Source organism: Aquabacter albus, from assembly GCF_040049275.1.
Lineage (GTDB): Bacteria > Pseudomonadota > Alphaproteobacteria > Rhizobiales > Xanthobacteraceae > Aquabacter.
This window is the reverse complement of record NZ_JBDZDT010000004.1, coordinates 202,111-224,948: the sequence shown is the minus strand read 5'-3', so window position 1 is coordinate 224,948 and position 22,838 is coordinate 202,111. Positions and strand designations below refer to the sequence as shown.

The 22,838-nt window shown below is 66.1% G+C and carries 24 protein-coding genes; 12 read left to right on the top strand and 12 right to left on the bottom strand.

Features of this window, described 5'->3' with window-relative positions:
* Nucleotides 1-29: 29 nt before the first annotated feature.
* Genes ABLE91_RS10785 through ABLE91_RS10770 form a run of 4 tightly spaced genes read right to left on the bottom strand, consistent with a single transcriptional unit; the run spans nt 30 to nt 3,291 of the window.
* A complete protein-coding gene (locus ABLE91_RS10785; RefSeq protein WP_348930817.1) occupies nt 30-395 on the bottom strand; it encodes a hypothetical protein in 366 nt (121 codons plus the stop codon).
* Complete coding sequence (locus ABLE91_RS10780) at nt 392-1,252, bottom strand: DODA-type extradiol aromatic ring-opening family dioxygenase (protein ID WP_348930816.1); 861 nt, start codon at nt 1,250-1,252, stop codon at nt 392-394. The genes ABLE91_RS10785 and ABLE91_RS10780 overlap by 4 nt, the downstream gene beginning before the upstream one ends.
* A gap of 28 nt (nt 1,253-1,280) precedes the next feature.
* On the bottom strand, nt 1,281-2,468 hold the full coding sequence (locus ABLE91_RS10775) for a CaiB/BaiF CoA transferase family protein (protein ID WP_348930815.1): 1,188 nt from the start codon (nt 2,466-2,468) through the stop codon (nt 1,281-1,283).
* Nucleotides 2,469-2,478: 10 nt separating this feature from the next.
* Nucleotides 2,479-3,291 (bottom strand): citryl-CoA lyase, encoded by an 813-nt coding sequence (locus ABLE91_RS10770; protein WP_348930814.1) that lies wholly within the window; start codon nt 3,289-3,291, stop codon nt 2,479-2,481.
* Nucleotides 3,292-3,653: 362 nt separating this feature from the next.
* On the opposite strand from ABLE91_RS10770, the gene ABLE91_RS10765 reads away from it, so the two are divergent.
* Complete coding sequence (locus ABLE91_RS10765; protein WP_348930813.1) at nt 3,654-4,493, top strand: IclR family transcriptional regulator domain-containing protein; 840 nt, start codon at nt 3,654-3,656, stop codon at nt 4,491-4,493.
* A gap of 4 nt (nt 4,494-4,497) precedes the next feature.
* Here ABLE91_RS10765 and ABLE91_RS10760 read toward each other — a convergent pair whose 3' ends face one another.
* The 4 genes from ABLE91_RS10760 to ABLE91_RS10745 form a co-directional block, all read right to left on the bottom strand.
* Entirely contained in the window at nt 4,498-5,346 is an 849-nt protein-coding gene (locus ABLE91_RS10760; RefSeq protein WP_348930812.1) for an ABC transporter permease, read from the bottom strand.
* Complete coding sequence (locus tag ABLE91_RS10755; protein ID WP_348930811.1) at nt 5,336-6,232, bottom strand: ABC transporter ATP-binding protein; 897 nt, start codon at nt 6,230-6,232, stop codon at nt 5,336-5,338. Before ABLE91_RS10755 ends, ABLE91_RS10760 begins: the two co-directional genes overlap by 11 nt.
* Before the next feature lie 87 nt (nt 6,233-6,319).
* The gene (locus ABLE91_RS10750; RefSeq protein WP_348930810.1) at nt 6,320-7,228 is read right to left on the bottom strand and encodes a fumarylacetoacetate hydrolase family protein; all 909 of its coding nucleotides are present in this window, start codon (nt 7,226-7,228) and stop codon (nt 6,320-6,322) included.
* A 4-nt stretch (nt 7,229-7,232) separates the two neighbouring features.
* Nucleotides 7,233-7,955 carry a cupin domain-containing protein gene (locus ABLE91_RS10745; protein ID WP_348930809.1) on the bottom strand — a complete coding sequence of 241 codons (723 nt, stop codon included), beginning with the start codon at nt 7,953-7,955 and terminating at the stop codon, nt 7,233-7,235.
* A 109-nt stretch (nt 7,956-8,064) separates the two neighbouring features.
* Between ABLE91_RS10745 and ABLE91_RS10740 the strand changes: the two genes are divergently transcribed.
* From ABLE91_RS10740 to ABLE91_RS10730, 3 genes are read left to right on the top strand one after another with little or no spacing between them, the layout of a single operon-like run.
* Nucleotides 8,065-8,766: a TetR/AcrR family transcriptional regulator gene (locus ABLE91_RS10740; RefSeq protein WP_348930808.1), complete on the top strand. Its 702-nt coding sequence runs from the start codon at nt 8,065-8,067 to the stop codon at nt 8,764-8,766.
* Nucleotides 8,763-10,358 carry a gamma-glutamyltransferase gene (ggt, locus tag ABLE91_RS10735; RefSeq protein ID WP_348930807.1) on the top strand — a complete coding sequence of 532 codons (1,596 nt, stop codon included), beginning with the start codon at nt 8,763-8,765 and terminating at the stop codon, nt 10,356-10,358. The genes ABLE91_RS10740 and ggt overlap by 4 nt, the downstream gene beginning before the upstream one ends.
* A 24-nt stretch (nt 10,359-10,382) precedes the next feature.
* On the top strand, nt 10,383-11,309 hold the full coding sequence (locus tag ABLE91_RS10730) for an ABC transporter substrate-binding protein (RefSeq protein ID WP_348930806.1): 927 nt from the start codon (nt 10,383-10,385) through the stop codon (nt 11,307-11,309).
* An 88-nt stretch (nt 11,310-11,397) separates the two neighbouring features.
* Here the strand turns inward: ABLE91_RS10730 and ABLE91_RS10725 are convergent, their stop codons facing one another.
* A complete protein-coding gene (locus ABLE91_RS10725; RefSeq protein ID WP_348930805.1) occupies nt 11,398-12,522 on the bottom strand; it encodes an ABC transporter substrate-binding protein in 1,125 nt (374 codons plus the stop codon).
* Here ABLE91_RS10725 and ABLE91_RS10720 point away from each other — a divergent pair.
* Both ABLE91_RS10720 and ABLE91_RS10715 read left to right on the top strand, forming a co-directional pair.
* On the top strand, nt 12,521-12,739 hold the full coding sequence (locus ABLE91_RS10720) for a hypothetical protein (RefSeq protein WP_348930804.1): 219 nt from the start codon (nt 12,521-12,523) through the stop codon (nt 12,737-12,739). The two genes, ABLE91_RS10725 and ABLE91_RS10720, sit on opposite strands and share 2 nt — an antisense overlap.
* A 43-nt stretch (nt 12,740-12,782) precedes the next feature.
* Nucleotides 12,783-13,907 carry an ABC transporter substrate-binding protein gene (locus ABLE91_RS10715; RefSeq protein ID WP_348930803.1) on the top strand — a complete coding sequence of 375 codons (1,125 nt, stop codon included), beginning with the start codon at nt 12,783-12,785 and terminating at the stop codon, nt 13,905-13,907.
* 29 nt (nt 13,908-13,936) lie between these two features.
* Here ABLE91_RS10715 and ABLE91_RS10710 read toward each other — a convergent pair whose 3' ends face one another.
* Together ABLE91_RS10710 and ABLE91_RS10705 are read right to left on the bottom strand one after the other, a co-directional pair.
* The gene (locus ABLE91_RS10710; RefSeq protein ID WP_348930802.1) at nt 13,937-14,854 is read right to left on the bottom strand and encodes a LysR substrate-binding domain-containing protein; all 918 of its coding nucleotides are present in this window, start codon (nt 14,852-14,854) and stop codon (nt 13,937-13,939) included.
* 74 nt (nt 14,855-14,928) lie between these two features.
* Nucleotides 14,929-15,963 carry a YeiH family protein gene (locus tag ABLE91_RS10705; RefSeq protein ID WP_348930801.1) on the bottom strand — a complete coding sequence of 345 codons (1,035 nt, stop codon included), beginning with the start codon at nt 15,961-15,963 and terminating at the stop codon, nt 14,929-14,931.
* A 356-nt stretch (nt 15,964-16,319) separates the two neighbouring features.
* Between ABLE91_RS10705 and ABLE91_RS10700 the strand changes: the two genes are divergently transcribed.
* Both ABLE91_RS10700 and ABLE91_RS10695 read left to right on the top strand, forming a co-directional pair.
* Nucleotides 16,320-17,165, top strand: coding sequence for an amidohydrolase family protein (locus ABLE91_RS10700; protein ID WP_348930800.1), 846 nt, complete (start codon nt 16,320-16,322; stop codon nt 17,163-17,165).
* A 43-nt stretch (nt 17,166-17,208) separates the two neighbouring features.
* A complete protein-coding gene (locus ABLE91_RS10695; protein WP_348930799.1) occupies nt 17,209-18,174 on the top strand; it encodes a tripartite tricarboxylate transporter substrate binding protein in 966 nt (321 codons plus the stop codon).
* Between the two features lie 79 nt (nt 18,175-18,253).
* Here ABLE91_RS10695 and ABLE91_RS10690 read toward each other — a convergent pair whose 3' ends face one another.
* Nucleotides 18,254-18,904: a hypothetical protein gene (locus tag ABLE91_RS10690; protein WP_348930798.1), complete on the bottom strand. Its 651-nt coding sequence runs from the start codon at nt 18,902-18,904 to the stop codon at nt 18,254-18,256.
* Nucleotides 18,905-19,134: 230 nt separating this feature from the next.
* Here ABLE91_RS10690 and ABLE91_RS10685 point away from each other — a divergent pair, with 230 nt between their 5' ends.
* The 4 genes from ABLE91_RS10685 to ABLE91_RS10670 all read left to right on the top strand — a co-directional run bounded on the left by ABLE91_RS10685 (nt 19,135) and on the right by ABLE91_RS10670 (nt 22,826).
* On the top strand, nt 19,135-19,812 hold the full coding sequence (locus ABLE91_RS10685; protein ID WP_348930797.1) for a hypothetical protein: 678 nt from the start codon (nt 19,135-19,137) through the stop codon (nt 19,810-19,812).
* A gap of 80 nt (nt 19,813-19,892) precedes the next feature.
* Nucleotides 19,893-20,843 (top strand): LysR family transcriptional regulator, encoded by a 951-nt coding sequence (locus tag ABLE91_RS10680; protein WP_348930796.1) that lies wholly within the window; start codon nt 19,893-19,895, stop codon nt 20,841-20,843.
* Between the two features lie 310 nt (nt 20,844-21,153).
* Nucleotides 21,154-21,960, top strand: coding sequence for an ABC transporter ATP-binding protein (locus tag ABLE91_RS10675; protein WP_348930795.1), 807 nt, complete (start codon nt 21,154-21,156; stop codon nt 21,958-21,960).
* On the top strand, nt 21,957-22,826 hold the full coding sequence (locus tag ABLE91_RS10670) for an ABC transporter permease (protein WP_348930794.1): 870 nt from the start codon (nt 21,957-21,959) through the stop codon (nt 22,824-22,826). Before ABLE91_RS10675 ends, ABLE91_RS10670 begins: the two co-directional genes overlap by 4 nt.
* The last annotated feature ends 12 nt before the right edge of the window (nt 22,827-22,838 follow it).

Sequence of the window (22,838 nt, the reverse complement as noted above, 5' to 3'; positions counted from 1 at the left end):
CGCGCCGTTTTTGTCTCTTGAGCGTGCGCTCAGAGCGCTACGGTCGGATAGTCGCGCCCGTTCCAGTGCTGGAGCTTTGCGGCGAACTCCCGCTGAAACGCCAGCGGGCCACTTCTCTGCATATATTCCTCGTCATACAGAGCGATGAAGATGGTGAGCGACAGGAAAAAGTGCGCCCCCATCTCGAACAGGGCGACGTAATCGTGGTTGATCAGCGCCTCACGCTCGGCGTCCGTGAGGCCGGTCACCGTGGTCCGCTCGACATCATTGAGCTTGGGGCCGATGGACTGCTCCCAGGTCGCCACGAACGAGCGCGGGTCTTCCTTGTAGCGGGCGAGGTATTCGGGATTCCCATCGACCGTGTAGAGGAATTTGTTCACATAATACTTGCTCATGCGTTTCCCCCCTCCGGATACCAGGTCATGTACATCTCGCGCGTGTGGAACAGGTCGAGGCTGTCCACATAGTCGGCGGTGCCGCCGCCGGCGATACCCATCATCAGGATCAGGTCCATGAAGCCGGCGGTGGCGTTTCCGCTCTTGGCCATGCTCTCATGGGTGACGTTCTCGAGGATGGCGTCGATATTGCCCGTGGACAGCCATTCGATGGCATTCGCATCGAACTCCGGATCCGGGCCGTGCTCGCCGAACTGGCGCGGTCCGCCCAGCTCCAGGGAGAGATGGCCCGAGCCGATGGCAGCGATGCGCTTGTCGCTCGGATATGCGTCGATCACCTCGCGGATGGCCCGGCCGAGGTCCCAGAACCGCTTCGGCGAGGGCAGCGGGGGGGCGAAGATGTTGGTGTAGATGGGCACCACCGGCAGATCGGCCTGGGGCCGGGTGGTGATGATGGGGCAGATGATGGAATGGTCGATCTTCAGCTCGTGGCTGAAGGAGAAGTCGAAGCCCCGGTCCATCAGGCCCTCATGCATGAAGCGCGAAAGCTCCTCGTGGCCTTCCAGCACATACTTGGGAATGCCGAACTCGCGCTCCTCATTATAGAAGGTCGCGTCGTAGCGGGGCGCCTTGCCAATGAGGAAGGTCGGATAATTGTCCAGGAAGAACTGGTGGAAGTGGTCAGCACCCACCATCACCAGGATATCCGGATTGGCCTTCGTCAGAGTCTCGCGATAGGCCTCCACCTTGCGCTTCCACTCCGCTGCCTGGGGCATCTGCTGCTCCGGCGGCATGGTGGTGGCCTTCAGGTAGAAAGGATGGTGGGTGGTGGCCAGAACCGCCGCCAGTTTCGCCATAAATGCCTCCCCAATCTGCTCGTGCCGTTCAGGCGGTCTTTTCGAGCGCGCCCGCCGCGCTCTTCTCGGGCCAGCTTTCCTTATCCCGCGCCAGCGCCCGCCGGATCATCGCGCCGTCCTCGTCCACCGTGGGCGCAGCCTTCACGGCCGCCGCCCGCTGGCGGTCGAAGCTGAAGGCCGGCCGCACGGAGAAGGCGGCGCCCTCGGACCGCTCCTCCACCGGCACGATCATGCCGAGATGGGCAACCTGCGGGTCGTCCACCACCTCCGGAATGGAGTTGATGGGCGCGTAGGGCACGTCGAACGCGGCGAAGCGCTCCACCCAGTCCTTCCGGTCGTGCTGGCCGAACACGGCGTTTAGCTCGTCGGAGAGTTCCAGATAATTGTCAATGCGCTTCTGGCGGATCGCGAAGCGCGGGTCGCTGGCAAGGTGGGTTGCACCCGTGGCTTCCACCAGCGCGTCCCAGAACTTGTCGAGCGAGGAGAGGTGGAAGGCGAACAGCTTCTCGTCCTTGCAGCGCACGATGTAGGCCTGGGCGAGGCGCGGCCGGTCGACGCCGGTGGGCAGCTCGCCAAGGGCGAAGTAGCCCATGAAGGGCTCGACGGCGAAGTGCATCATGGCCTCCAGCATGGAGACCTCGATGAGCTTGCCCTTGCCCGTCCGCCCGCGCTCCACCAGGGCACCGGTGATGCCCAGCGAGGCATAGATGCCGGTGATGGCGTCCGCCAGCGCGGGGCCGATGAAGCGCGGCTGCTCGGGGTCGATGGCGACGCCGAGGAAGCCGCTCACCGCCTGGGCGACGGAATCATAGACAGGCCGCTTGGCATAGGGCCCGTCCTGGCCGAAGCCGGAGATGGAGCAATAGACGAGGCCCGGATTGATGGCCTTGAGCGTCTCATAGTCCGCGCCGAAGCGCGCGGCGGCGCCGGGACGGAAATTCTGGATATAGACGTCGGCCTGCCGGATGAGGTCGTAGAAGACCTGCTTGTCCTCATCGCCTTTCAGGTCGAGGCAGATGGAGCGCTTGTTGCGGTTGTAGGCCTGGAAATGGGCGCTGTAGAAGCCGGACTTGAAGCTCCTGTAGGGATCGCCGTTTCCGGTGCTCTCCACCTTGATGACATCAGCCCCGAGGTCGGCCAGCATCATGCCGGCGCAGGGGCCGGTGATGAAGGTGCCCTGCTCGACGATGCGGACGCCGTTCAAAACCCCGAACATGCGCTGATCCTCAATTCTCGTTGGCCACGAAGCCCTCGGGGGCCGGGCCGTCATAGGAGATGGCCGACGCGGCGGCGTGGGACATCAGGAAGCCGATGGGGTGCGTCTGCTCTTCCAGCAGGTGGCCGATGAGCCCGGCGGTGCGGGCCAGCAGTGGCACGCCGCGCAGCGCCAGGAGCGGGTAGCCGGCATCCAGCAGCACGCAGGGGATGGCGCTGGAAATGTTCATCACCAGCGGCCGGTTGATCAGCTCCGGCAGCAGCCGCTCGACAGCGAGGGCTACCTCGCAATGCCGGCCGAACAGGCCGAGCTCCCGGGCAATATCCAGCAGCCGCACCGCGCGCGGGTCGAAGCCCTTGTGCAGCGGGTGGCCATAGCCGGGAATGGCGCGCTTGGCGGCGCGATACTCGCGCACGATCTTGCTGACCGCCTCATCAAGGCTGCTGCCCGACTTTTCCTGCTCGGCCAGGATCTCGGCGAAGAGGGTGCCTGCGGTCGCGGCGGCGCCCAGGATGACCGAGCCGCAGCCGAGAAGGCCGGCGGCGACGGCCCCCTGCAAGGCTTCCGGCGCGGAGGCGAGCGTCATGCGCGCCGCCTGGACGCTCGGCACGAGCCCGTGCTCGGCGATGGCCACCAAAGTCGCGTCCAGCATGCGGCGCTGCGCCTCGGAGGGGAGCGTGCCGGTGATGAGGAGCCAAGTGTGATCGGTGAAGGAGATGCGGCCGATGAGATCGTTCACGAGGTTGTGGCCGCGAACGACGATGGTCTCGGGATTGGAGCCCGAAATGCCGGTGGTCGGGGAGGTATCGGCGCCGATCTTCAAGTCAGTTCTCCCGGCGGCCGGAACGAAGGCCGCGCCATCCATTTCCGAGGATCGCCGGGGGAGATGCCTCCTCAGATGATCACAGAAATTTCGTACAGCGAATTTTTGTTCGCATAGGCTGCGGTTTCGGCTCGCCCTTGTCAAGCCGCCACGCATCTTGTCGTTTGTTGCATTGCAATATCCTGCCGCTATCGAGGAGAGGCTCGGCCGGCACGTCCCCTTGAGAATTGGGCTTTTATCGAAACAAAATTCGCTGTACGAATATTTTATGATGGCGCGCGGCGGCGGCGATCATCCCCTGGGCGATGATGGGGCAAAGGCCGTGGACTTTGGCAGAAGAAACAGGAATGGCGGCGGGGCCCATGGTTGAAAGCGTGTCCCCCTCCGATGCGGAGGAAAAGAGCACCCGCGGTCAGGCGGAATTCGTGGAAGCGCTGGCGCGCGGCCTCGCGGTGCTGGAGACCTTCGACGAGGTGCATTCCGAGATGTCCCTCACCGACGTGGCCCGGCGCGCGGGGCTGCGGCCCGCCACCGCCCGGCGCAGCCTGCACACGCTCGAAGCGCTCGGCTATGTGCGCCACGTCAACAAGCGCTATGTGCTGGCCGCCCGCGTGCTGACCCTCGGGGCCTCCTATCTACGCGCGTCACATGTGGACGAAGCGCTCATGCCCGAGTTGCGGCGTCTCGTGGCCGAATTCGGCGACGCCTCCTCCGTGGCGGTGCTGGACGGGCCCAACATCCTCTACGTGGCCCATTGCTCCGAGCAGCGCTCATCACGCCCTGTGGCGGCCATCGGCGCCACCTATCCCGGCTATGCCACCTCCATGGGCCGCCTGCTGCTCTCCCGCATGCCGCAGGAGGCCATCGACATGTATCTGGCCCAGCTCAAGCCGGTGAAGCTCACCGAGCACACGGAGACCGACATCGGCAGGCTGCGCCAGATCCTCTCAGAGGTGCGCCAGCTCGGCTATTCGGTGGTGGTGGACCAGCTCGATTACGGCGTCACCGCTCTGGCCGTCCCCATCAAGGATCAGTCGGGCCGCGTGGTGGCCGCCATCAACAGCTCCGGCTATTCCGGCAAGCTCACCGCCGAGCGGCTGGTGGACGAGCGGCTGGCGGAACTGCAGCTCTCGGCGGCGCGCATCACCCAGGTCTTCACGCGCTATCCCGCCTTGCTCCACTCCATCCGGCCGGCAGGCTGAACGCCTACTGGTCCGAATCCAGCGTGTCGTGCACCGGCGCCCAGAACAGCATCCGCGAGCGAGCGAAGGCGACGCTGCGCTGGAGCGCGATGCCCATGACCGCCAGGATCACCAGGGCTGCCAGCGAGCCGGCAATGTCGAGCGCCGCATTGCGGCTGAGGATGAGCACGCCGAGGCCGGAATTGCCCCCCACGAACTCGCCCACCACCGCGCCGAGAATGGAATAGACCGCCGCCATCTCGAGCCCCGCGAAAATGTAGGGCAGCGCGCTCGGGAACTTCACGAGGCGGAAGGTGGTCCAGCGCTTCGCCTTCAGGCTCGACATGAGCTCGATGCGGTCCCGCTCCACGCTGGACAGGCCGGCGGCGGTGTTGATGAGCAGTGGGAAGAAGGTGAGCAGCACGCCCAGCAGGATCTTGCTCTCGATGCCGAAGCCGAACCACACCACGAACAAGGGCGCGAGCGCCACCTTCGGCACGCTCTGCAGGCCGATGACATAGGGCAGCGCAAGGCGCCGCACGCCCTTGAACTCCACCACCAGCGTGCCGGCCAGGATGCCGAAGGCGCTGCCGAGGACGAACGAGGCCAGCGCCTCGGTCAGGGTGGTGGCGATGTTGATGTAATATTGTGAGGGCGACAGGAAGGGCGGCGCGAAGCCCCGCACCAGGGACATGAAGATCTGCGAGGGCCGCGGCAGCACATAGTCCGGCACCGCGAAATAGGTGAGCCCGCCTTCCAGCGCCAGCACCAGCACAATGAAGGACAGGATGCCCAGATGGCGGTCGATGAGCCGGCCGATGGAGAAGGCCCGTGCCTCGTGCGGCTCGGCTGAAGCGTCCGTTTCAATCGACATGGGGGCGGTCCTTTGCGCCGATGCCGAACAGCCCGCGAATGTGCCGCACCGTGTCGGCGAAGACGGGGTCGGACATGGTGTCGAGGTCGCGCGGGCGGGGCAGGTCCACGCTGATCTCCTCGACGATCTTGCCCGGGCGCGGGCTCATGACAAGCACGCGGTCGGCGAGAAAGACCGCCTCGGGGATGGAATGGGTGATGAGGAAGATGGTCTTCCCGCTCTCCCGCCAGATGCGCTGGAGTTCGAGATTCATGGTGTCGCGCGTCATGGCGTCGAGCGCGCCGAACGGCTCGTCCATGAGCAGGATGGAGGGGTCGTGCAGCAGCGCGCGGGTGATGGAGCAGCGCTGCTGCATGCCGCCGGAAAGCTCCCCCGGATAGGAGCCCGCAAACTGTTCGAGCCCCACCATGCGCAGCAGTTCGTGGGCGCGGGCAGTTGCCGCCCCGCGATCGAGGCCGAGCACCTGGGCGGGAAGAAGAGTGTTCTGCAGCACCGTGCGCCAGGGCAGAAGCACGGGAGCCTGAAACACCAAACCCAGGCGATTGGCCGCGTCGCGAGGCGGCTTACCGCGCACGGCGACCGTTCCCACAGAGTGGGAAACGATGCCGGCGAGGATCTTCAGCAACGTGGACTTGCCGCAACCGGAGGGCCCCACGATGCAGACGAACTCGCCGTCCCGCACCGTGAAGCTGATGTCGTCCAGCGCCAGGACCGAACCCTCGCGCTTGGATTTGTAGGTCTTGGTGAGGCCCTTGACCTCGATGGTGGGGGCAGCGCCACCGGCGGATGCCGGAGGCACCGGAGAGACATGAGCCTGCCGAGCGACCGGCCCGCCGCCGCTTCCGAAGTCTTCAGCGACGCGCGCGGATGCGTCTCGTGCGTTCATGTGTCCGGTTCCCCTTCTTCTTGGCACCGTTACTCAGAAGCAGACGTTCGGCGACATGCACGAATGCTGCCAGCCGAGAGACCGTGTTCAGGCGACGGCGCGGACCGTGTTGCGCAGGATACCCACGCCCTCCACTTCCGCCTCGACCACATCGCCGTCCACCAGCCAAAGCTGCGGCGTCATGCCGAGCGCGACGCCGGCCGGCGTGCCCGTGGCGACGATATCGCCGGCCTCCAGGGTCAGCCCCTGCGACAGCACCGAGACGATGGTGGCGCAGTTGAACAGGAGGTCGGACGTGCTGGAATCCTGCCGCGTCACGCCATTGACCCGGAGCGTCACGCGCCGGCCGGACGGGTCGCCGAAATCATCCGCCGTGACGATCCAGGGGCCGATGGGGCAATAGGTGTCGAGCCCCTTGCCCTTGAACCACTGATGGTGGCGCTTCTGGAGGTCGCGCGCGGTCACGTCGTTGAGAACGGTGTAGCCGAACACCGCGGACATGGCCTCGTCCACCGAGATGTCGCGGCACGTCTTCCCGATCACCAGCGCCAGCTCCACCTCATAGTCGAGCTGCTCGGTGAGCTTCGTGTCGAGGCGGATGTCCGCCTCGTGGCCGATGACGGATGTGGGCGGCTTGGAGAAGAATTCCGGCACGGTCGGGAAGACCAGCGGCACGCCGCGGGCGCGGGCGCCCTCCTCGATATGGGCCTTGTAGTTGCGGCCCACGCAGAAGACGTTCTTGTTCGGCCGCGGAATGGGCGAGAGCAAGGTGGCGGCGGAGAGCGGAGACCAGAGGTCCGCTTCCCCCGCCGCCTTCTTCGCCAGTTCCCCCAGGGCGGCGAGCGCCGCCGCCCCGCCGGCGATGACCCCTTCCATGGAGGCCGGGATACGGCTTGCGCCGAACTTTCCGGCCGCCGCTTCCACGTTCAGCACGCGGTCGCCTTCGACAACACCCAGCGAAGGTACGCCCGACTGGGCAAAGGTGACGAGACGCATCAGATCACTCCTTCACCGTCGTGAAGGCGGCGGGGATGTGGAATTCCAGGAAGCCGGCGGAGGTGATGCCGTCCGCGCAGCGCAGGCTGTGGATGTCGCCGGCCCGGAACACGGTGGCGTCGCCCGGCTTCACGACCACTTCCTTGCCGTCCACCACGAACTTGATGGCGCCTTCCAGCAGCACGAACATGCTCTCGGCGTCGGGGTGGTGGTGCAAAGCGGTGACGGTGTCGCGCTCATACTCCACGATCATGGCGTGGCCGCGCTGCGACTTGGAGGCTTCCTTGCTGACGATGTAGAAGCGCTTCTTCTTCTGCTCTGGCACCTCGACCAAGGGCAGTTCCTTGCGCGGCCGGACGGCGACGCCGCCGGTGAAGCCGGCAAGTTCCGTGGTCGCGCCCTTCGGCGGCGCCAGCACGCGCAGCACTTGGCTCTCGCCATCGAATACGTTGGCGACCGCGAACGCGGTCTTCTCCTCGATCACCGCCGCCGTCTGGAGCGCGAGATCATGGGCCGTGCCGTCCACGGTGAGGCGCGCAGCGCCGCGCACCACGAACAGATAGCAGTCCGATCCTGCCGGAGCGGTCTCCTCAAACGACGCGCCGGCCGCTAAAGTCAGGATCTCCGCTTCCATCCAGCGGGTTTGTCCCCCGGTCACAGAGGCGCGAACCACCCCAGGAACCACGCTCTCTCCCGGCAATTCGGTCAGCGTAACCACCCGTGCCATGCCAATCTCCCTTGCCAGCCAGAAAACACTGCCTGAACCACAAGCCGGCCTTCAAATTGTGCATGCCTTGAGTTAGATGTCAAAACGGACGTTTGAATTAGCAGTGGACATGAATCCTCCAGCTCCCGCCCCCACCCAGAGCCAGGTGCACGATCCCAACGAGACGCGCCTGCGATTGCTGGACACCGCCGAACAGCTGTTCGCGGAGCATGGCTTCAATGGCGTCTCCATGCGCACCATCACCGGCAATGCGGGGGTCAACCTCGCTGCCGCGCACTATCATTTCCGCAGCAAGGAGGGGCTCTACCGGGCCGTCTTCGAGCGGCGCGTCCACCCCATGAACGAGGAGCGCGAGCAGCTTCTCCAGGCGTGCCTCGATGAGGAGGCGCGCACCGGCGCCCTCGATCCCGCCGCCGTTCTCGACGCCTTCATCGGGCCGGCCATAAGGGTGAGCACCTCGCCGGGCGCGGAGAATTTCCGCCGCCTGTCGGGCCGCGCCTCGGCGGATCCCTCGCCCGAGGTCCGGCGGGTGGTCTATGAGCTGTACGACGTGGTGGCCGCCCGCTTCGTGGATCTTCTGGCGCGCGCCTGCCCCCACCTCACCCGCGAGGACCTGTTCTGGCGGCTCGCCTGCGCCTATGGGGCCATGATGTATGTGCGCGCCGACAGCGGGCGCCTGCAGCAGCTCCTGGGCGATGAGTTCACCATGTCGGACAGTGCCGCCGCCATGCAGCATCTCATTCCCGTGCTCAGCGCCGGGTTTGCGCTCCCATCCCTCTCGAAGCCTTCGGGCAAGAAGAGAAAGAAATGAAATTCCGCGACCTTTTCGGCCCCGGCCGTTCCACCGTCCATTCCACCGGGGTCATGGCCGCGACCTCCCACCCGCTTGCCACCGCCACCGCGCTCGACGTGCTGCGTGAGGGTGGAAATGCGGTGGATGCGGGCATCGCGGCCTGCGCCGTGCTGGCGGTGGTGGAGCCGCAGATGACCGGCATCGGCGGGGACTGCTTCTGCCTTCTGGCGAAGAACGGCACGGCGCCGGTGCTCGCCTATAACGGCTCGGGCCGCGCGCCGGCCGGCGCCACGCTCGCCCGCTATCGCGAGGCGGGCATCTCCGCCATCGACCCCATGGGGCCGCATGCGGTGACCATTCCCGGCGCCATCGAAGCCTGGCACCGGCTCGTCACCGACCACGGCACCATCCCCTTCGGCACGCTTCTGGAGCCCGCCGCGCGGTTCGCTTCCGAAGGCCATCCGCTGCACGAGCGCATCATCTTCGACATCAAATCCTTCATGCCGAAGGTCAAGCGCGCGGAGGGCTTCGCCGCCCTCATCCTCGATGATGGGAAGCTGCCGCAACCGGGACGGCTCTACACGAACCGCGCCTTGGGCCAGACCCTGCGCGAGATCGCGAAGGGCGGTCCGGACGCCTTCTATCGCGGCGCCATCGCCGAGCATCTCGCGGCCTTCCTCTCGGCCAAGGGCGGCTTCCAGACGCCGGCCGACTTCGCCGCCCACAAGGGCAACTACGTCGAGCCGGTCGCCGCCGACTATCGCGGCTTGACGGTCTATCAGTGCCCGCCCAACGGCCAGGGCATCATCACCCTCCTGCTGCTGCGCATCCTCTCCCATCTTGATGTGGCGGCGGACGCGCCCGACAGCCCGGAGCGTTTCCACAAGCTCATGGAGGCCGCACGCATCGCCTTTTCCGTGCGCGATTGCTGGCTGGCCGACCCCGAGCATTATCCCGTGCCGTGGGAGCACTTCCTGGATGACGCCTTCACCAAGGCGGCGGCGGAGAGCATCCGCCCGGACAGCGTGGTCGACGTGAGCGAGCCGGTGGACCTGCCGGAGCACAAGGACACGGTCTATCTCACCGTGGTGGACCGCGACCGCACCGCCTTCTCGCTGATCAACTCCATCTTCGAGCCTTTCGGCAGCGCGCTCTACGAGCCGGAAACCGGCATCCTGCTCCAGAACCGGGGGCGCTCCTTCACGCTGAAGGACGGCCACCCCAATTCCATCGCGCCGGGCAAAAGGCCCATGCACACCATCATCCCCGGCATGGTGCTGAAGGGCGACAAGGTGCTCTATTCCTACGGCGTCATGGGCGGCCATTTCCAGCCTGTGGGGCACGCCACGCTGCTCTCCAACCTCATCGATTACGGCATGGACATGCAGCAGGCGGCGGATGCCCCACGCTGCTTCCCGCAGGACGGCAAGGTGATGGTGGAGCACACCGTTCCGGAGGCGACCCGCGCCCGCCTCGCCGAGATCGGCCACCCGGTGGAATTGCGCGCCGACCCCATCGGCGGCGCCCAGGCCATCCGCATCGATCCCGAGACCAATGTGCTCTCGGGCTGCTCAGACCCCCGCAAGGACGGCTGCGCGCTCGGCTTCTAAGCCTGTTTTTTGAAGGAAATCATCATGTCCCGGCTGACGGTCAATGTATTCCCCGCGGGTTTCATCTGGCCGCTCTGGGCGGGGCGCGCGAAGGGCTTCTTCGCCGCCCAGGGGGTGGAGCTGGAGCTCATCTTCACCCCCAATTCCATTCAGCAGATGGTGGGACTGATCGACGGCGCGTTCGACATCGCCATGACCGCCATCGACAATGTCATCGCCTATATGGAAGGCCAGGGCGAGGTCGAGACGAAGGCGGTGCCCGACATCGTCTCGGTGATGGGATCGAGCAGCGGTTTCCTGTCCCTCATGGCTGCGCCCCACATCAAGACCATGGCGGACTTCAAGGGGAAGACGCTGGCGGTGGACGCCATGACCACCGGCTATTCCTTCACGCTCCGCCGCATGCTGGAGGTGAGCGGCCTGAAGCGGAACGAGTACACCCTGGTGGCCGTGGGCGGCATGAGGGAACGCTACGAGGCGCTGCTGCGCGGCGAGCAGGCGGGCACGCTCTCCGTGCCGCCCTTCACGGTGATGGCGAAGGCCAAGGGCTATAACGAGGTGGCAACGCCCCTCTCCCTCTTCTCCCATTTCCAGGGCGGCGTCGCCGCCGTGCGCCGGGAGTGGGCAGCGGCCCATGGAGATGAGATCGTCGGCTTCATCCGGGGCAACATCGCCTCGCTCGCCTGGCTCTACGACCCGGCGAACAAGCAGGAGGCGCTGGATCTCTTCCAGGCCAACATGCCGGGCGCCTCGCGGGACGCGGCCGAGCAATCCTATGCGGTGCTGCTCCACCCGGTGACGGGCTTCCCAAGGGATGCACGGATCGACATGGAAGGTGTCAGGACGGTGATGGAGATCCGCAGCGAATTCGGCGCGCCGCGCAGGACCTTCACCGACGCCGAGCTTTATTACGACCCGACCTATTACGACCGGGCCATTGCCGGAGTTTGAGACTGCGCTCGGTTGGTTTCAGTTCCACCCGCGGTCATGGCCGGGACAAGCCCGGCCATGACGGTGGTTCATGTGAGCGTGACAGCTCTCACAGCGGCGGCTTCAGGGTCTTCAGCCACGCCGCGATCTCGGTGTCGCCGTCAGGAACCTTCAGGCTCCGCGCCCATTCGCGCAGCTCCGGCTCGCGGATCTGGTTGACGCTCTCGATCAGCTCATTGGTGTAGAACTTCATCGGGTCGACCTTGCCCTTGATGCCGAGGATGTCGACGAGGTTCTCCCAGGCGGACTGCGGGAACTCGCACCATTTGTCGCTTACCGTGCTCTTGCGCTCGATGAGCGGGATGCGGACCTTGATGACCTCTACCGCATCCTGGATCGCCTTTTCGCGCGAGACGCCGGCAGGGACGGCCTCCGGGTGCATGTAATAGCTCACCTTCACCGCCGCCTCGGGGTTCTCCGTCATCACGATGACCGAGCGGATCAGCCCCTTCACGATCTCCTTCGCCGTGTCCTTATGCGTGTCGTACCAGGCGGTGGGGAACACGTAGGCATAAGCGGTGGCGGCGTCCTTGATGCTGTCAGGCACGCCCAGGATGCGCAGCTTCACACCGAGGCGCTGGAGCTGCGCCACGTCCACATCCGCATTGGTGAGCGCATCGATGCGGCCCGAAGAGAGTGCGATGGCGGCCTGCTGCCCGTCGCCCACAGCGACGAACTGCACCTCGTCGGGCGAGACCCCGGCGTGGCGGAGCGCGAACTTCATGAAGCCGATGCCGCCATAGGACAAGGTGGGCACGCCGATCTTCTTGCCCTTCAGGTCCGCATAGCTCTTGATGGCGCTGTCGGGCAGCACCGAGGTGCGGTGGAGGATGCCGCGCAGGTAGACGCAGGGAATGATGGCCGGGAGGACGCGCCCCTCGGCAGCGGAATTCAGCAGGATGTCCTGCGTGCCGGTGGAGAGGTTGAGCTTACCGGCCAGCATGAGCTGGAGGTTTTCGGACGCGCCCTGTGTGCCCACCGCCTCGATGCTGAGGTTTCCATAGAGGCCCAGCGGCCCACCGATCCAGGCGTTGGAGAAGCCGGGATTAAAGCTGCGGGAGGAGAGTCCGGAGACGATTTCTGCGGCCTCCGCGGTGAGGCCGGATGCGAGCATCGCAACGGCGGCGATGAGAAGGGTGAAAGTCTTCAGGCTTGCGGCAAGGATCGATCGCATGTTCGCGCTCCAGGGCTACGCCATCAGCGCACCCTTCAAGTTCTGCCTCTGGTCTTGGACGGATTCACGATCGGATCTGGATGCGATCGGACCCAGCCTCACGGCGCTCTGCGGCCCCGTTGAACCGAGGCTCGCCGAAATGAAATTGGAAGTCAAACGTCCGTTTGACTTTTCTCGGAACGTGCCCCAGCCTGCTCTCAAGGCCCCGGAGCCGTGAGGGAAAGTCGCAGAGGGCTGGCAACCAGAGCTGGGAGCATTGCATGCCGCTGTTTCGACCTGTCCTCGCCCGTTTCGCTGGCCTTCTCGCCATCGCGCTGACGTCAGGAGTCCCCGCATTTGCGCAGACCGCCGATCCGGTCATCGGCGTCTCTTCGCGCAGCTTCAATCCCGGCTTTTCCAACATGTGGATCGGCACGACGATGGGGCTGTTCGGGAAGGACCTGACGCCGAAATCCATCGGCACGCAGGGCGCGGCGGAAAACCTCCAACTGATGCTCTCCGGCCAGATCACCATCAGCACGGGCACACAGGACATCATCCTCGCCTCCGCTGCCGAGGGCCGGAAGCTTCCCGCCATCATCCCGTGCGTCTACCTGCGCGGCGTGCTCCACCGCATCTCCGTGACGCCCGACAGCCCCATCAAGAGCTATGCCGAGCTGAAGGGGAAGAAGATTGGCGTGCCGACCCTCGCTTATGGCGGCGTCGGCTATCTGAAGTTCGCCTTGAAGCACGCCGGCATCAGCGCCGGCGATGTCACGCTGCTGCCGGTTGGGGACGGTCAGCAGGCGGCGGCCGCGCTCACCTCGGGGCGCATCGATGCCCTGCTCAATGCGGACGTGGACGTGGTGCGGCTGAAGACGCTGGGCATCAATGTGCGCGTGCTGGAGCCGCCCGCAAACATGAAGAATGCGGCCACCGCCTATGTCTTCGCCTTCGCCAAGCCCTGGTATGAGGGACACAAGAAGGAGGTGGCCGAGCTGCTGAAGGGCATGATCCGCTCCATCATCGTGATGACGGAGAATCCCGAGGCGGCGGTGAAGGTGAGCTACTACATGCACCCGGAGGCCATTCCCTCCGGCATCTCGCGCGAGCAGGCGATCTCGGACGCCGTCACCATCATCAACACCCGCGCGCCGCTCATCGCCCGCGACGCTGCCGCCAACGACAAATGGTGCTCCTTCTCGAAGGAGAACTGGACCGATTTCGTGGAAATCCTCGGCCTCGAAGGCAAGGTCGACCCCATGGACTTCTACACCGGCGAGATGATCGATGCGGTCAACACCATCGACGAGCCGGCCCTGCGCAAATGGGCCAAAGCCCTGAAGGTGCCGGAGGGCGATGCCGAGATCGCCAAGTGGCTCGCGGCCCTGCAGCCGCCGCTGTGATGCGGCAGGGGCGCCGCCCCGGCGGCGCCCTACCCCGCCTTGATACGCTCTTTCACGATCACTGCCGGCGGCTGGCGGACCAGTTCCACGAAGGCGTCCTCGGCCTGGGAGCGGTAGCGGTCCGCATGGCGCAGGATGAAGAAGGGCCGCGATGAGAAATCGAGGGGGATGAGGGAGAGCGTGCCCGCCTCGATGCCGGCCTGCGCCACCAGCTCCGAGATGACCGTCGCCCCCGCGCCCGCCGCCACCGCGCTGAGCACCGCCTCGTTGGAGGGGAATTCCAGCGCCACTTCGAGCCGGACAGGATCGACCCCATAGGCGCGGCAACGGTCCTCGAAGATCTGGCGCGTGCCCGAGCCCCGCTCGCGCAGCACCCAGGGCGTCTCGCCGAGTTCGGCCGCGGCGATCCCCGCGCGGCCCGCCCAGGGATGGCCCGCACCCACCACCAGCACCAGCCGGTCGCCGGGCACCGCGATCTTCACCAGCAGCGCCTCGCCCACATCGCCCTCCACGCAGGCGATGTCCGCCTGACCTTCCAGCACGGCGGCGACGCATTGCGTGGTGTTGGCGATGGTGACCGAGAGCGCGATGGTCGGGTAGCGCGCGCGATAGCCCGCCAGGCGCGGGCCGAGCCAGTAATTGGCGATGGTCTGGCTGGCATGGATGGCGAGGCTGCCCCGCTTCAGGCCCGAAATGTCATTCAGCACCGCCTCGGCGCGGGAAACCCGCTCGACGATGGCCTGCGCCTCCGCCAGGAACACCCGCCCCGCCTCGGTCAGCTCGATGCGGCGGCCAATGCGGTTGAACAGATGCGTGCCGCAGCTCGCCTCCAGCGCGGCGACGGAAGCGCTCACCGCAGGCTGGGTCATGTTCAGCCGCTCCGCCGCCCGGGTCATGTGAAGCTGGGCAGCGACTTCGATGAAGACGCGCAATTGCTCGAAGGTCATCTCATCCCCTGCCGGCCCGCGGCTACGGGTGGTCCGCCTCCGTTCTACAGGCAACCGGCGTGCAATTGAAGGGATTAGAGCAGCGCGATCAGCACCAGGGCGATGCCGGAGGCGAAGATTGTCGCCACGCCGCCCAGCGCCAGCGGCTTGAGGCCCTTCGCGCGAAGCTTGCGCAGGTCGCTGTCGAGGCCGATGGCCGAGAGCGCCACCGCGAGCAGGAAAGTGGTGACCGGGGCGGCGATATCCTTCGTTCCCGCGGGAAGCACACCGAGGCTGTTCACCGCGATCACCGCGATGAAGGCGAAGACGAACCAGGGCACCGGCGCCGAGGCCCTGGACGCCGCGTCCGCGCGCCGGCGCGTCGCGAACCAGGCCAGCGTCAGGACGAGGGGCGCCAGCAGCATGACGCGGGTGAGCTTGGCGATGGTGCCCACCTCGCCTGCCAGTTGCCCACCCTGGAACGAGGCTGCCACCACCTGCGCCACCTCATGGATGGAGGCGCCGGTCCACAGGCCGTAGTCGTGCGCGTCCAGGCCGGTGAGCGGCAGCAGCAGCGGATAGACGAACATGGCGATGGAGCCGAACAGGGTCACGCAGGCCATGGCATAGGCCACGTCCTCGTCCGACCCACGCGTCACCGTATTGGTGGCGACGATGGCCGAGGCCCCGCAAATGGCCGTACCCGCGGCGATCAGTTCGGACAGCTCCCGCCCGACCCCCATGAGCACGCCCAGCCAGCGCGTGACGAGGAAGGTGGCCACAAGGGTCACCGCGACGGCGGCGAAACCCTCGGCCCCCACTCCCGCCACCTGGCCGAACGTGACCTGGAGGCCCAGCAATATGATGGCGAAGCGCAGGATCGGGCGCGCGGCGAATTTAAAGCCCGCCTTTGTCGCATTCGGCAGGGGGACCACCGCCCGAAGGGCCATGCCCATGAACACGCCGAGCACCAGCGGGCTCACCATGGTGAGGCCCGTGGCGGCGCGCAGGAGATAGGCAAGCACCGTGACGCCCGCCGCAAGGGCCAGCCCTGGAATGAGCGCCCATAGCGTCCGCAGGCCGGATGCCTGTTCCGGCGCATCAATCCTTGGCTTCTGGACCACATCCATGTCGGGGAGAAAACCTTCAGCGCACGAGTCGCATCGAGGAAAGCAGCCGACTATGCAGAAGCCCATCAAATTCTAATTATGACTTTGATCTGCCAATCTTATTGAAGAATTTCGATGTCGTTTGTCGGATTACCGCCGGCCCCCACGCGCCGCGGCTGTGTCCTCGGGCGACGGAAAAGCACGGACCAACTGTCCACGGCCCGGACAGATGTATTTGCCGCCGACAGCATGCTGTCCTCGCCAGGCAGCGCCACGGCGCGCGCAATGACCGGCATAGTTCTTGCGACCTCACAGCAACCGCCGCACGCACCTAAGACCGGCGGACCTGAGAGTGAAACGCCCATAAGGAGTTGACTGTGCCGATCATCGATTTTCGCATTCGGCCGCCCTTCAAGACGTTCCGCAACATGGTGATGTATGCGAGCGGCGACCGGCGCGACCGTTTCACCCGGCAGCTCGGCTTTGAGCCCGCGCCTTCCGCGAGCGCGGAATCCGTCGAGCTGATGATCGGCGAGATGGACGCCGCCGGCGTCGACATGGGCGTCATCGTGGGCCGCAATTCCGGGCCGCTCGGCTCGGTGGAGAACGACGTGGTGCTGGAATTCACCGGCGCCCATCCCGGCCGCTTCATCCCCGTCGCGTCCATCGATGTCACGAACCGCAAGACCGCCATCGCGCAGATCGATGCCGCAGTGAAGGCGGGCTTCAAGGCCATCAACATCGAGCCCGGCGCCTATGCCAACCCGCTCCACACCGACGACCGGCGGCTCTATCCCATCTACGCCTATTGCGAGGACCACAACCTGCCGGTCATCATGATGACCGGCGGCAATGCGGGCCCCGACATCAGCTACACCATGCCCGCGACCCTCGACCGGGTGCTGACCGACTTCCCGACGCTGCGCATCGTCTCCTCCCACGGCAACTGGCCCTGGGTGGCGGAGATCCTCCACGTCGCCTTCCGTCGGCCGAACCTCTATCTGTCGCCGGACATGTATCTCGTGAACATGCCGGGCATGGACGACTATGTGAAAGCCGCAAACGGCTTCCTGTCGGACCGCTTCATCTACGCTTCTTCTTATCCGTATTGCCCCATCAAGGACTACAAGGAATGGTTCATGACGCTGAACATCAGCGACGCGAACCGGGAAAAGGTGATGTACCGCAACGCCGCCCGCTTCCTCGGCCTGGACGGCCAATAGGCAGCGGCTCAGCAAAAACAAAACGAGAGGGAGGAACACAACCATGAGCATCAGCAAGCGCGCCTTCCTGGCCCTGGCCCTGGGCACTGCCCTGGCGGCCCCGGCCATGGCGCAGGACGCGAAGTTTCCCAGCAAGGCCATCGAGATCATCGTGCCCTTCGCGGCCGGCGGCTCCACCGATCTCGGCATGCGCGTGATCGCCCCGGCGCTGGAAGCCAAATGGGGCGTGCCGGTGCGCATCGTGAACAAGCCGGGCGGCAACACCGTGCCGGCGGTGAACGACGTGATGAACGCGCCCCCGGACGGCTACACCATGCTGGCGGACGGCCCGCCCCAGAGCTCCATGCTGGATACGGCGGTGAAGAACCTGCCGTTCAAGGTCACGGACCGCACCTTCGTCGCCATCACCGCCTACACGCCCATGAAGTTCGTGGTGCCGGTGGATTCGCCCTACAAGACCCTGGCGGACGCCGCGGCCGCCGCGAAGGCCGATCCCGGCACGTTCACCTGGACCTCGCTCGGCGGCGCCGGTGCGCAGGACATGGCCAACCGCCAGTTCTTCAAGGCCATCGGCGTGGACGTCACGAAGACCCGCCCGCTGCAGCTGAAGGGCGGCTCCGAGGCCATCACCATGACCGCCGGCGGCCACGTGAAGATGGGCGTGGGCTCCTATTCCTCCATTGCCGCGCCGCTCCAGTCCAACAAGCTGCGCGTGCTCGCGGTGGCCGCGCCGGAGCGCTGGCCGAACCTGCCCGACACGCCGACCACCAAGGAAGCGGGCTATCCCTCCATCGAGACGCTGTACTGGATCGGCCTCTCCGGCCCGCCCAAGCTGCCGGCCAGCATCGTCACGGCCTATGACAAGGCGCTTCAGGAGATCTGCGCGGACCCGAAGGTGGCCGAGGGGCTACTGCGCGTAGGCCTGCTGCCGCTCTATGCCAATGCCGAGGGCATGATCAAGCGGGTCGAGAAGGAGCGGGCGGAGACCCAGGAGCTCTGGTCGAAGTGAAAAATCGGGGAGCGGTCCACACCGCTCCCCTGCCTCTCTCGGGAGAGACGCACCCCGCGTGGGCGGGGCGCGGCGCGTCTCAATCCTCCCGGCGCCAGTAGCGCGTGTAGAGGTTCGCCATGTCTACGGCGCCGGATGGCAGCTTCAGGCGCTCCCAATCGAGGCTGTCCAGGGTCACCGGCCGGGAGAATTCCACCACGGCGTAGATATCGCCCGCAATGCCGCCTCCCACGGACTTGAGCAGGCGGAACTGCAGCACGCCCTTCACGTCATGCAGGAAGGCGCCGACCATGTCGGCCAGCTTGTCCACGTGCTTGGCCTCGACACCCCGCATCCGGATCACCGCCAGCCGCAAAGGCGTGCCCTTTGCGCCCGTGCGCACGCCGCCGGGATAGATCTGGTCTCCATCGATGCGCAGCCAGCCGCGCACGAGCTGGACGATGCGCTTCGACCAGGGGGAGAAGTTCGCCCCTGCAATGGCGCGATACGCCTCGCTCTGCATCACGTCCCTGGAGGCGAGGTCGTAAAAGGCCATGTAGCGCGGCCAGCCCTCCAGGCACACATAGCGTTCGGCGGTGTGGAAGCCTTCGATGGCGGCCCGCTCGGGCACATGCTCGAGGTCGTACCAGGCGTGAAGCTCGTCCTCCTCATTGGCCGGCGGATCGAGGAAAGCCATCAGAAACCCGTTGGAGGATGGCTGGCCCTTGGGCACTCCCGACTTCTTGCTCATCTTCGACACTCTCGCGTTGTCTGGGCTGCATGCGCAGTTCCCCATTTCCGCAAGCGCCATGCCAGAAGGCAATGCCCCCGCAGAAACATCGCTCTGTCCACCATGAACACACGCGACGTCTCGACGTGTGCGCCGGGAGGACATGTAGGGCGCTCAAAGCCTCCCTTCGCGTCTGGTGCGGCCATTGCACCGGGCAAGCGGCCAGAACCAAGATTGAGGAAGGAAACGCCATGACCGAGCTGTCCGAGGGCATGCGCCCCATCCCGCCCGACACGCGCGCCGGCTTCGCACTGGTGGCCTGGGCCGATATGGCGCCGGAGGAGGAGCCGCGCTTCAACGAATGGTACAATCGCGAGCACATGCGCGACCGCGTGCTGCGCTTCCCCTCGGTCCTGCGCGGGCGGCGCTACGGCGCAGTGGAAGGCGGCCCGAAATACCTCGCCATCTACGACGCCGCCGATGCCGGGGTCTTCTCGCACCCGGACTATGTCTCGCTGGTCACCGCGCCGGACCCGCTGAGCCATCACTTCATCATGCGGTTCAAGAACGCCCATCGCACCATTTCGCGCATCGCGTTCGCCTTCGGCGAAGGCGAGGGGGCGGCGCTCGCCCTGTGGGCCTTGCCGCCCGAAGGCGAGGGGCCGGACGGCGCCGCCTTGCGCGCAGTGGCGGAGAAGGCGCTGGGAGCAGCGGGCGTCGTCGGCGCGCGGCTGCTCGTGCACGATGAGGATGCCACCGCCGCCTCCACCCGCGATCACGTGCGCCAGGGCAACAAGGTGCTCCATCGCACGCTGATTCTGGAAGCCATGGACCTCGACCACCTTCATGCGGCGGCTTCCCGTCTCGATGTGACAGTGGGTGCCGCGCACCACGTGTCCTTCCGCCTCCTTTATCGCGTCTCAAAATGAGCGGAGGCTTTGCCGAGGCGCCGAAGGGACTCCGCGTCCGCCGATTGTTGCCTTAAGCTCTCCTGTGCGGAGCATGGCGCATGAACGACAAGCAACTCGAATACTTTGTGCGCATCGCCGAGCTGGGCAGCTTCCGCAAGGCGTCCGAGGCCCTGTGCATCGCCCAGCCTGCCCTCACCCGGCAGATCCAGAAGCTGGAGGAGGAACTGGGCGTCGCGCTGTTCACGCGCGGCAGCCGGGGCATCGCCACCACCTCCCCCGGCACGCTGCTTCTGGAACGGGCGCGCTTCATCCGCCGCCAGACCGAGCAGGCGGTGGCGGACGTGATGGCGGAAGGGACGGTGCCGAGCGGCGTGGTGGGCTTCGGCGCGCCGCCCTCCATCGCCGAAATCCTGTTCTGCGGCCTCTCCAAGACCTATCTCGACCTCTACCCGCAGGTGAGGCTCGCTTTCTTCGAGGGGGTGGGGCACCTGCGCTCCTGGCTGCTCTCCGGCGACATCGACATCGCCATTCTGCCCAATACGCGCGGCATAGCGGACCGGCATGTGGGCCTCGACAATCTGGTGCGCGAGCCGGTCTATCTGGTGGGGCAGGCGGGCGAGTTCGCGCCGGGCTCCACCTGCACCTGGCGCGACCTCGTCCCGCTGCCGCTGATCCTCGCCGCGCCGCCCAGCACGGTGCGCGGCTGGCTCGATGCGAACCTCGCCCATAGCGGCGAGAAGATCCGCGTGGGCGTGGAGACGGAAAGCCTCCAGGTGCAGAAGAAGCTGGTCAAAGCGGGGCTCGGCTATGCGGTCTTGCCCCACAGCGCGGTGCACCGCGACTTCGAGGCCGGCACGCTTACGCTCTGCCAGGTGGAAGGCTGGCTCATGGACCGGGTGCTCGCCTGGCGCACGGACCGTCCGCTGACGCCGGCAGTGCAGAAGATGATCGACGCCACCCGTGCGGAGATGGCCCGGCTCCAGAAGGAAGGCATGTTCGGCGGGGTGCCTTCCCCGGCCTCGGCCAAACCCCGCCGGGCGCGGCGCTAGAGTCAAATCCACCTGCAGCGTCATGGCCAGACTTGATCCGGCCATCTCTTGCAGGACCAGGCGTGCCAGGACCCCCGGGAGATCCCCGGATCAAGCCCGAGGATGACGGCCACATAAGCGTGATGCCACACCGGCATCACGCACATAGCACTAAAGTATTGGATGGCATCGCATCCATCCCATACGCTTTCTCTGTCGCCACGGGCTTAAAGCCCAAACAAAAAGAACGGCGCCAGGGAGAAAACGCATGGCTCTGGAGACGGCACGTCTCGCGGAACCCCTTGCTATACCCAAAGGTAAGAGCAAGGATATGGGCAGCAACGCTGCCATCCAGATATCGCATCTGGACAAGATCTTCCTCACCGTGCGCAACGAGCGCGTGCATGCGCTCTCCGATATCTCGCTCTCCGTGGCGGAGAAGGAGTTCGTCACCATCGTCGGCCCCTCAGGCTGCGGGAAGTCGACGCTGCTGAAGATCATGGCGGGCCTGATCCCCGCTTCCTCAGGCACGCTGCGCGTGGTGGGTCAGCCCGTGCTGAAGCCGCGCCGGGACATCGGCATCGTGTTCCAGAACCCCATCCTCCTGCCCTGGCGCACGGTGCTGGAAAACGTCCTCCTGCCCGCCGAGGTGCAAGGGCTGCCGGCCGCCGCCACCAAGGCGCGGGCGCGCGATCTCCTCAAGATGGTCGGCCTCGCCGACTTCGAGAACAAATATCCCGGCGAGCTGTCCGGCGGCATGCAGCAGCGCGCCGCCATAAGCCGGGCTTTGGTGTGCGACCCCGCCATCCTGCTCATGGACGAGCCGTTCGGCGCGCTCGACGCCATGACCCGCGAGCAGATGAACCTCGACCTCCAGCGCATCTGGCGCGAGAGCGGCAAGACCATCGTGCTCATCACCCATTCCATTCCCGAGGCGGTGTTCCTGGGCGACCGCGTGGTGGTGATGACCCCGCGCCCCGGCCGCATCGCGTGCGTCATCGACGTGCCACTGAAGCGCCCGCGCTCGCTGGAAGCTATGGGCGACCCGGCCTTCGGCCGCACGTCCAGCGACATCCGCCGGCTGCTCTACAGCCTGAACGACGCCACGCTTGTCGCCGAAGGCGGAGGACTGGGATGACCATCGAGGCTCACACCGGCCCGCTCGACATCGACGCGCCCCGTCCCATCTCCGGCTTCCATCTTCTGCTGCGCACCCGGCCCGAGCTGGTTCTGGCGCCCACCATCCTCGTGGTGCTGCTGCTCGCCTGGCAATACGGCGTGGTGTGGCTGGACGTGCCCACCTACATCCTGCCCCCACCCAGCGACGTGGTGGCCGCGCTCTGGAAGGGGCTCGATGCCGGCATCTTCGCCCGCGGCGGCTACTGGCTGCACACCGGCGTCACCCTGTGGGAGGTGCTGCTGGGCTTCGTGATCGGCAGCGCGGCGGGGCTCATCCTCGGCACCATCATCTCGCAGGTCCGCATCATCGAGGCGACCTTCAGCCTTTATCTCGTCGCCATCCAGAGCCTGCCCAAGATCGCGCTCGCGCCCATCATCGTGCTATGGTTCGGCTTCGGGCTCACCTCCAAGGTGGTGATCATCTGCCTGCTCACCTTCTTCCCGCTGCTGGTAAATTCCATGGCGGGCTTCCGGGCGGTGGAGCCGGAGCGCATCGAGCTGATGCGCGCCATCGGCGCCAATCCCTGGCAGATGTTCTGGAAAGTGCGACTGCCGAGCGCCCTGCCCTACATCTTCGCCGGCCTCGACATGGCCGCCGTGTTCGCCGTGGTCGGCGCGGTGGTGGGCGAGTTCGTGGGCGCCCAGCGCGGCCTCGGCGTGCTGATCCTCTCCATGAACGCCTCCATGGACACGGCCGGCACCTTCTCGGTCTTCATCATCCTGTCCCTCATCGGAATCCTGCTCCACGGCATCCTGCGCATGGTGGAGCGGCGCGTCCTGTTCTGGTCCGGGCCGGGGCAAGGCGCGCACGGCTCCGGAAGCTGAAAGCACACAAGA

Bases quoted from the DNA above. Each gene is read 5' to 3' on its own strand.
- ABLE91_RS10785 (WP_348930817.1), bottom strand. From the start codon at position 395: ATGAGCAAGTATTATGTGAACAAATTCCTCTACACGGTCGATGGGAAT.
- ABLE91_RS10780 (WP_348930816.1), bottom strand. From the start codon at position 1,252: ATGGCGAAACTGGCGGCGGTTCTGGCCACCACCCACCATCCTTTCTAC.
- ABLE91_RS10775 (WP_348930815.1), bottom strand. From the start codon at position 2,468: ATGTTCGGGGTTTTGAACGGCGTCCGCATCGTCGAGCAGGGCACCTTC.
- ABLE91_RS10765 (WP_348930813.1), top strand. From the start codon at position 3,654: ATGGTTGAAAGCGTGTCCCCCTCCGATGCGGAGGAAAAGAGCACCCGC.
- ABLE91_RS10760 (WP_348930812.1), bottom strand. From the start codon at position 5,346: ATGTCGATTGAAACGGACGCTTCAGCCGAGCCGCACGAGGCACGGGCC.
- ABLE91_RS10755 (WP_348930811.1), bottom strand. From the start codon at position 6,232: ATGAACGCACGAGACGCATCCGCGCGCGTCGCTGAAGACTTCGGAAGC.
- ABLE91_RS10750 (WP_348930810.1), bottom strand. From the start codon at position 7,228: ATGCGTCTCGTCACCTTTGCCCAGTCGGGCGTACCTTCGCTGGGTGTT.
- ABLE91_RS10745 (WP_348930809.1), bottom strand. From the start codon at position 7,955: ATGGCACGGGTGGTTACGCTGACCGAATTGCCGGGAGAGAGCGTGGTT.
- ABLE91_RS10740 (WP_348930808.1), top strand. From the start codon at position 8,065: ATGAATCCTCCAGCTCCCGCCCCCACCCAGAGCCAGGTGCACGATCCC.
- ggt (WP_348930807.1), top strand. From the start codon at position 8,763: ATGAAATTCCGCGACCTTTTCGGCCCCGGCCGTTCCACCGTCCATTCC.
- ABLE91_RS10730 (WP_348930806.1), top strand. From the start codon at position 10,383: ATGTCCCGGCTGACGGTCAATGTATTCCCCGCGGGTTTCATCTGGCCG.
- ABLE91_RS10720 (WP_348930804.1), top strand. From the start codon at position 12,521: ATGTTCGCGCTCCAGGGCTACGCCATCAGCGCACCCTTCAAGTTCTGC.
- ABLE91_RS10725 (WP_348930805.1), bottom strand. From the start codon at position 12,522: ATGCGATCGATCCTTGCCGCAAGCCTGAAGACTTTCACCCTTCTCATC.
- ABLE91_RS10715 (WP_348930803.1), top strand. From the start codon at position 12,783: ATGCCGCTGTTTCGACCTGTCCTCGCCCGTTTCGCTGGCCTTCTCGCC.
- ABLE91_RS10710 (WP_348930802.1), bottom strand. From the start codon at position 14,854: ATGACCTTCGAGCAATTGCGCGTCTTCATCGAAGTCGCTGCCCAGCTT.
- ABLE91_RS10705 (WP_348930801.1), bottom strand. From the start codon at position 15,963: ATGGATGTGGTCCAGAAGCCAAGGATTGATGCGCCGGAACAGGCATCC.
- ABLE91_RS10695 (WP_348930799.1), top strand. From the start codon at position 17,209: ATGAGCATCAGCAAGCGCGCCTTCCTGGCCCTGGCCCTGGGCACTGCC.
- ABLE91_RS10690 (WP_348930798.1), bottom strand. From the start codon at position 18,904: ATGAGCAAGAAGTCGGGAGTGCCCAAGGGCCAGCCATCCTCCAACGGG.
- ABLE91_RS10685 (WP_348930797.1), top strand. From the start codon at position 19,135: ATGACCGAGCTGTCCGAGGGCATGCGCCCCATCCCGCCCGACACGCGC.
- ABLE91_RS10680 (WP_348930796.1), top strand. From the start codon at position 19,893: ATGAACGACAAGCAACTCGAATACTTTGTGCGCATCGCCGAGCTGGGC.
- ABLE91_RS10675 (WP_348930795.1), top strand. From the start codon at position 21,154: ATGGGCAGCAACGCTGCCATCCAGATATCGCATCTGGACAAGATCTTC.
- ABLE91_RS10670 (WP_348930794.1), top strand. From the start codon at position 21,957: ATGACCATCGAGGCTCACACCGGCCCGCTCGACATCGACGCGCCCCGT.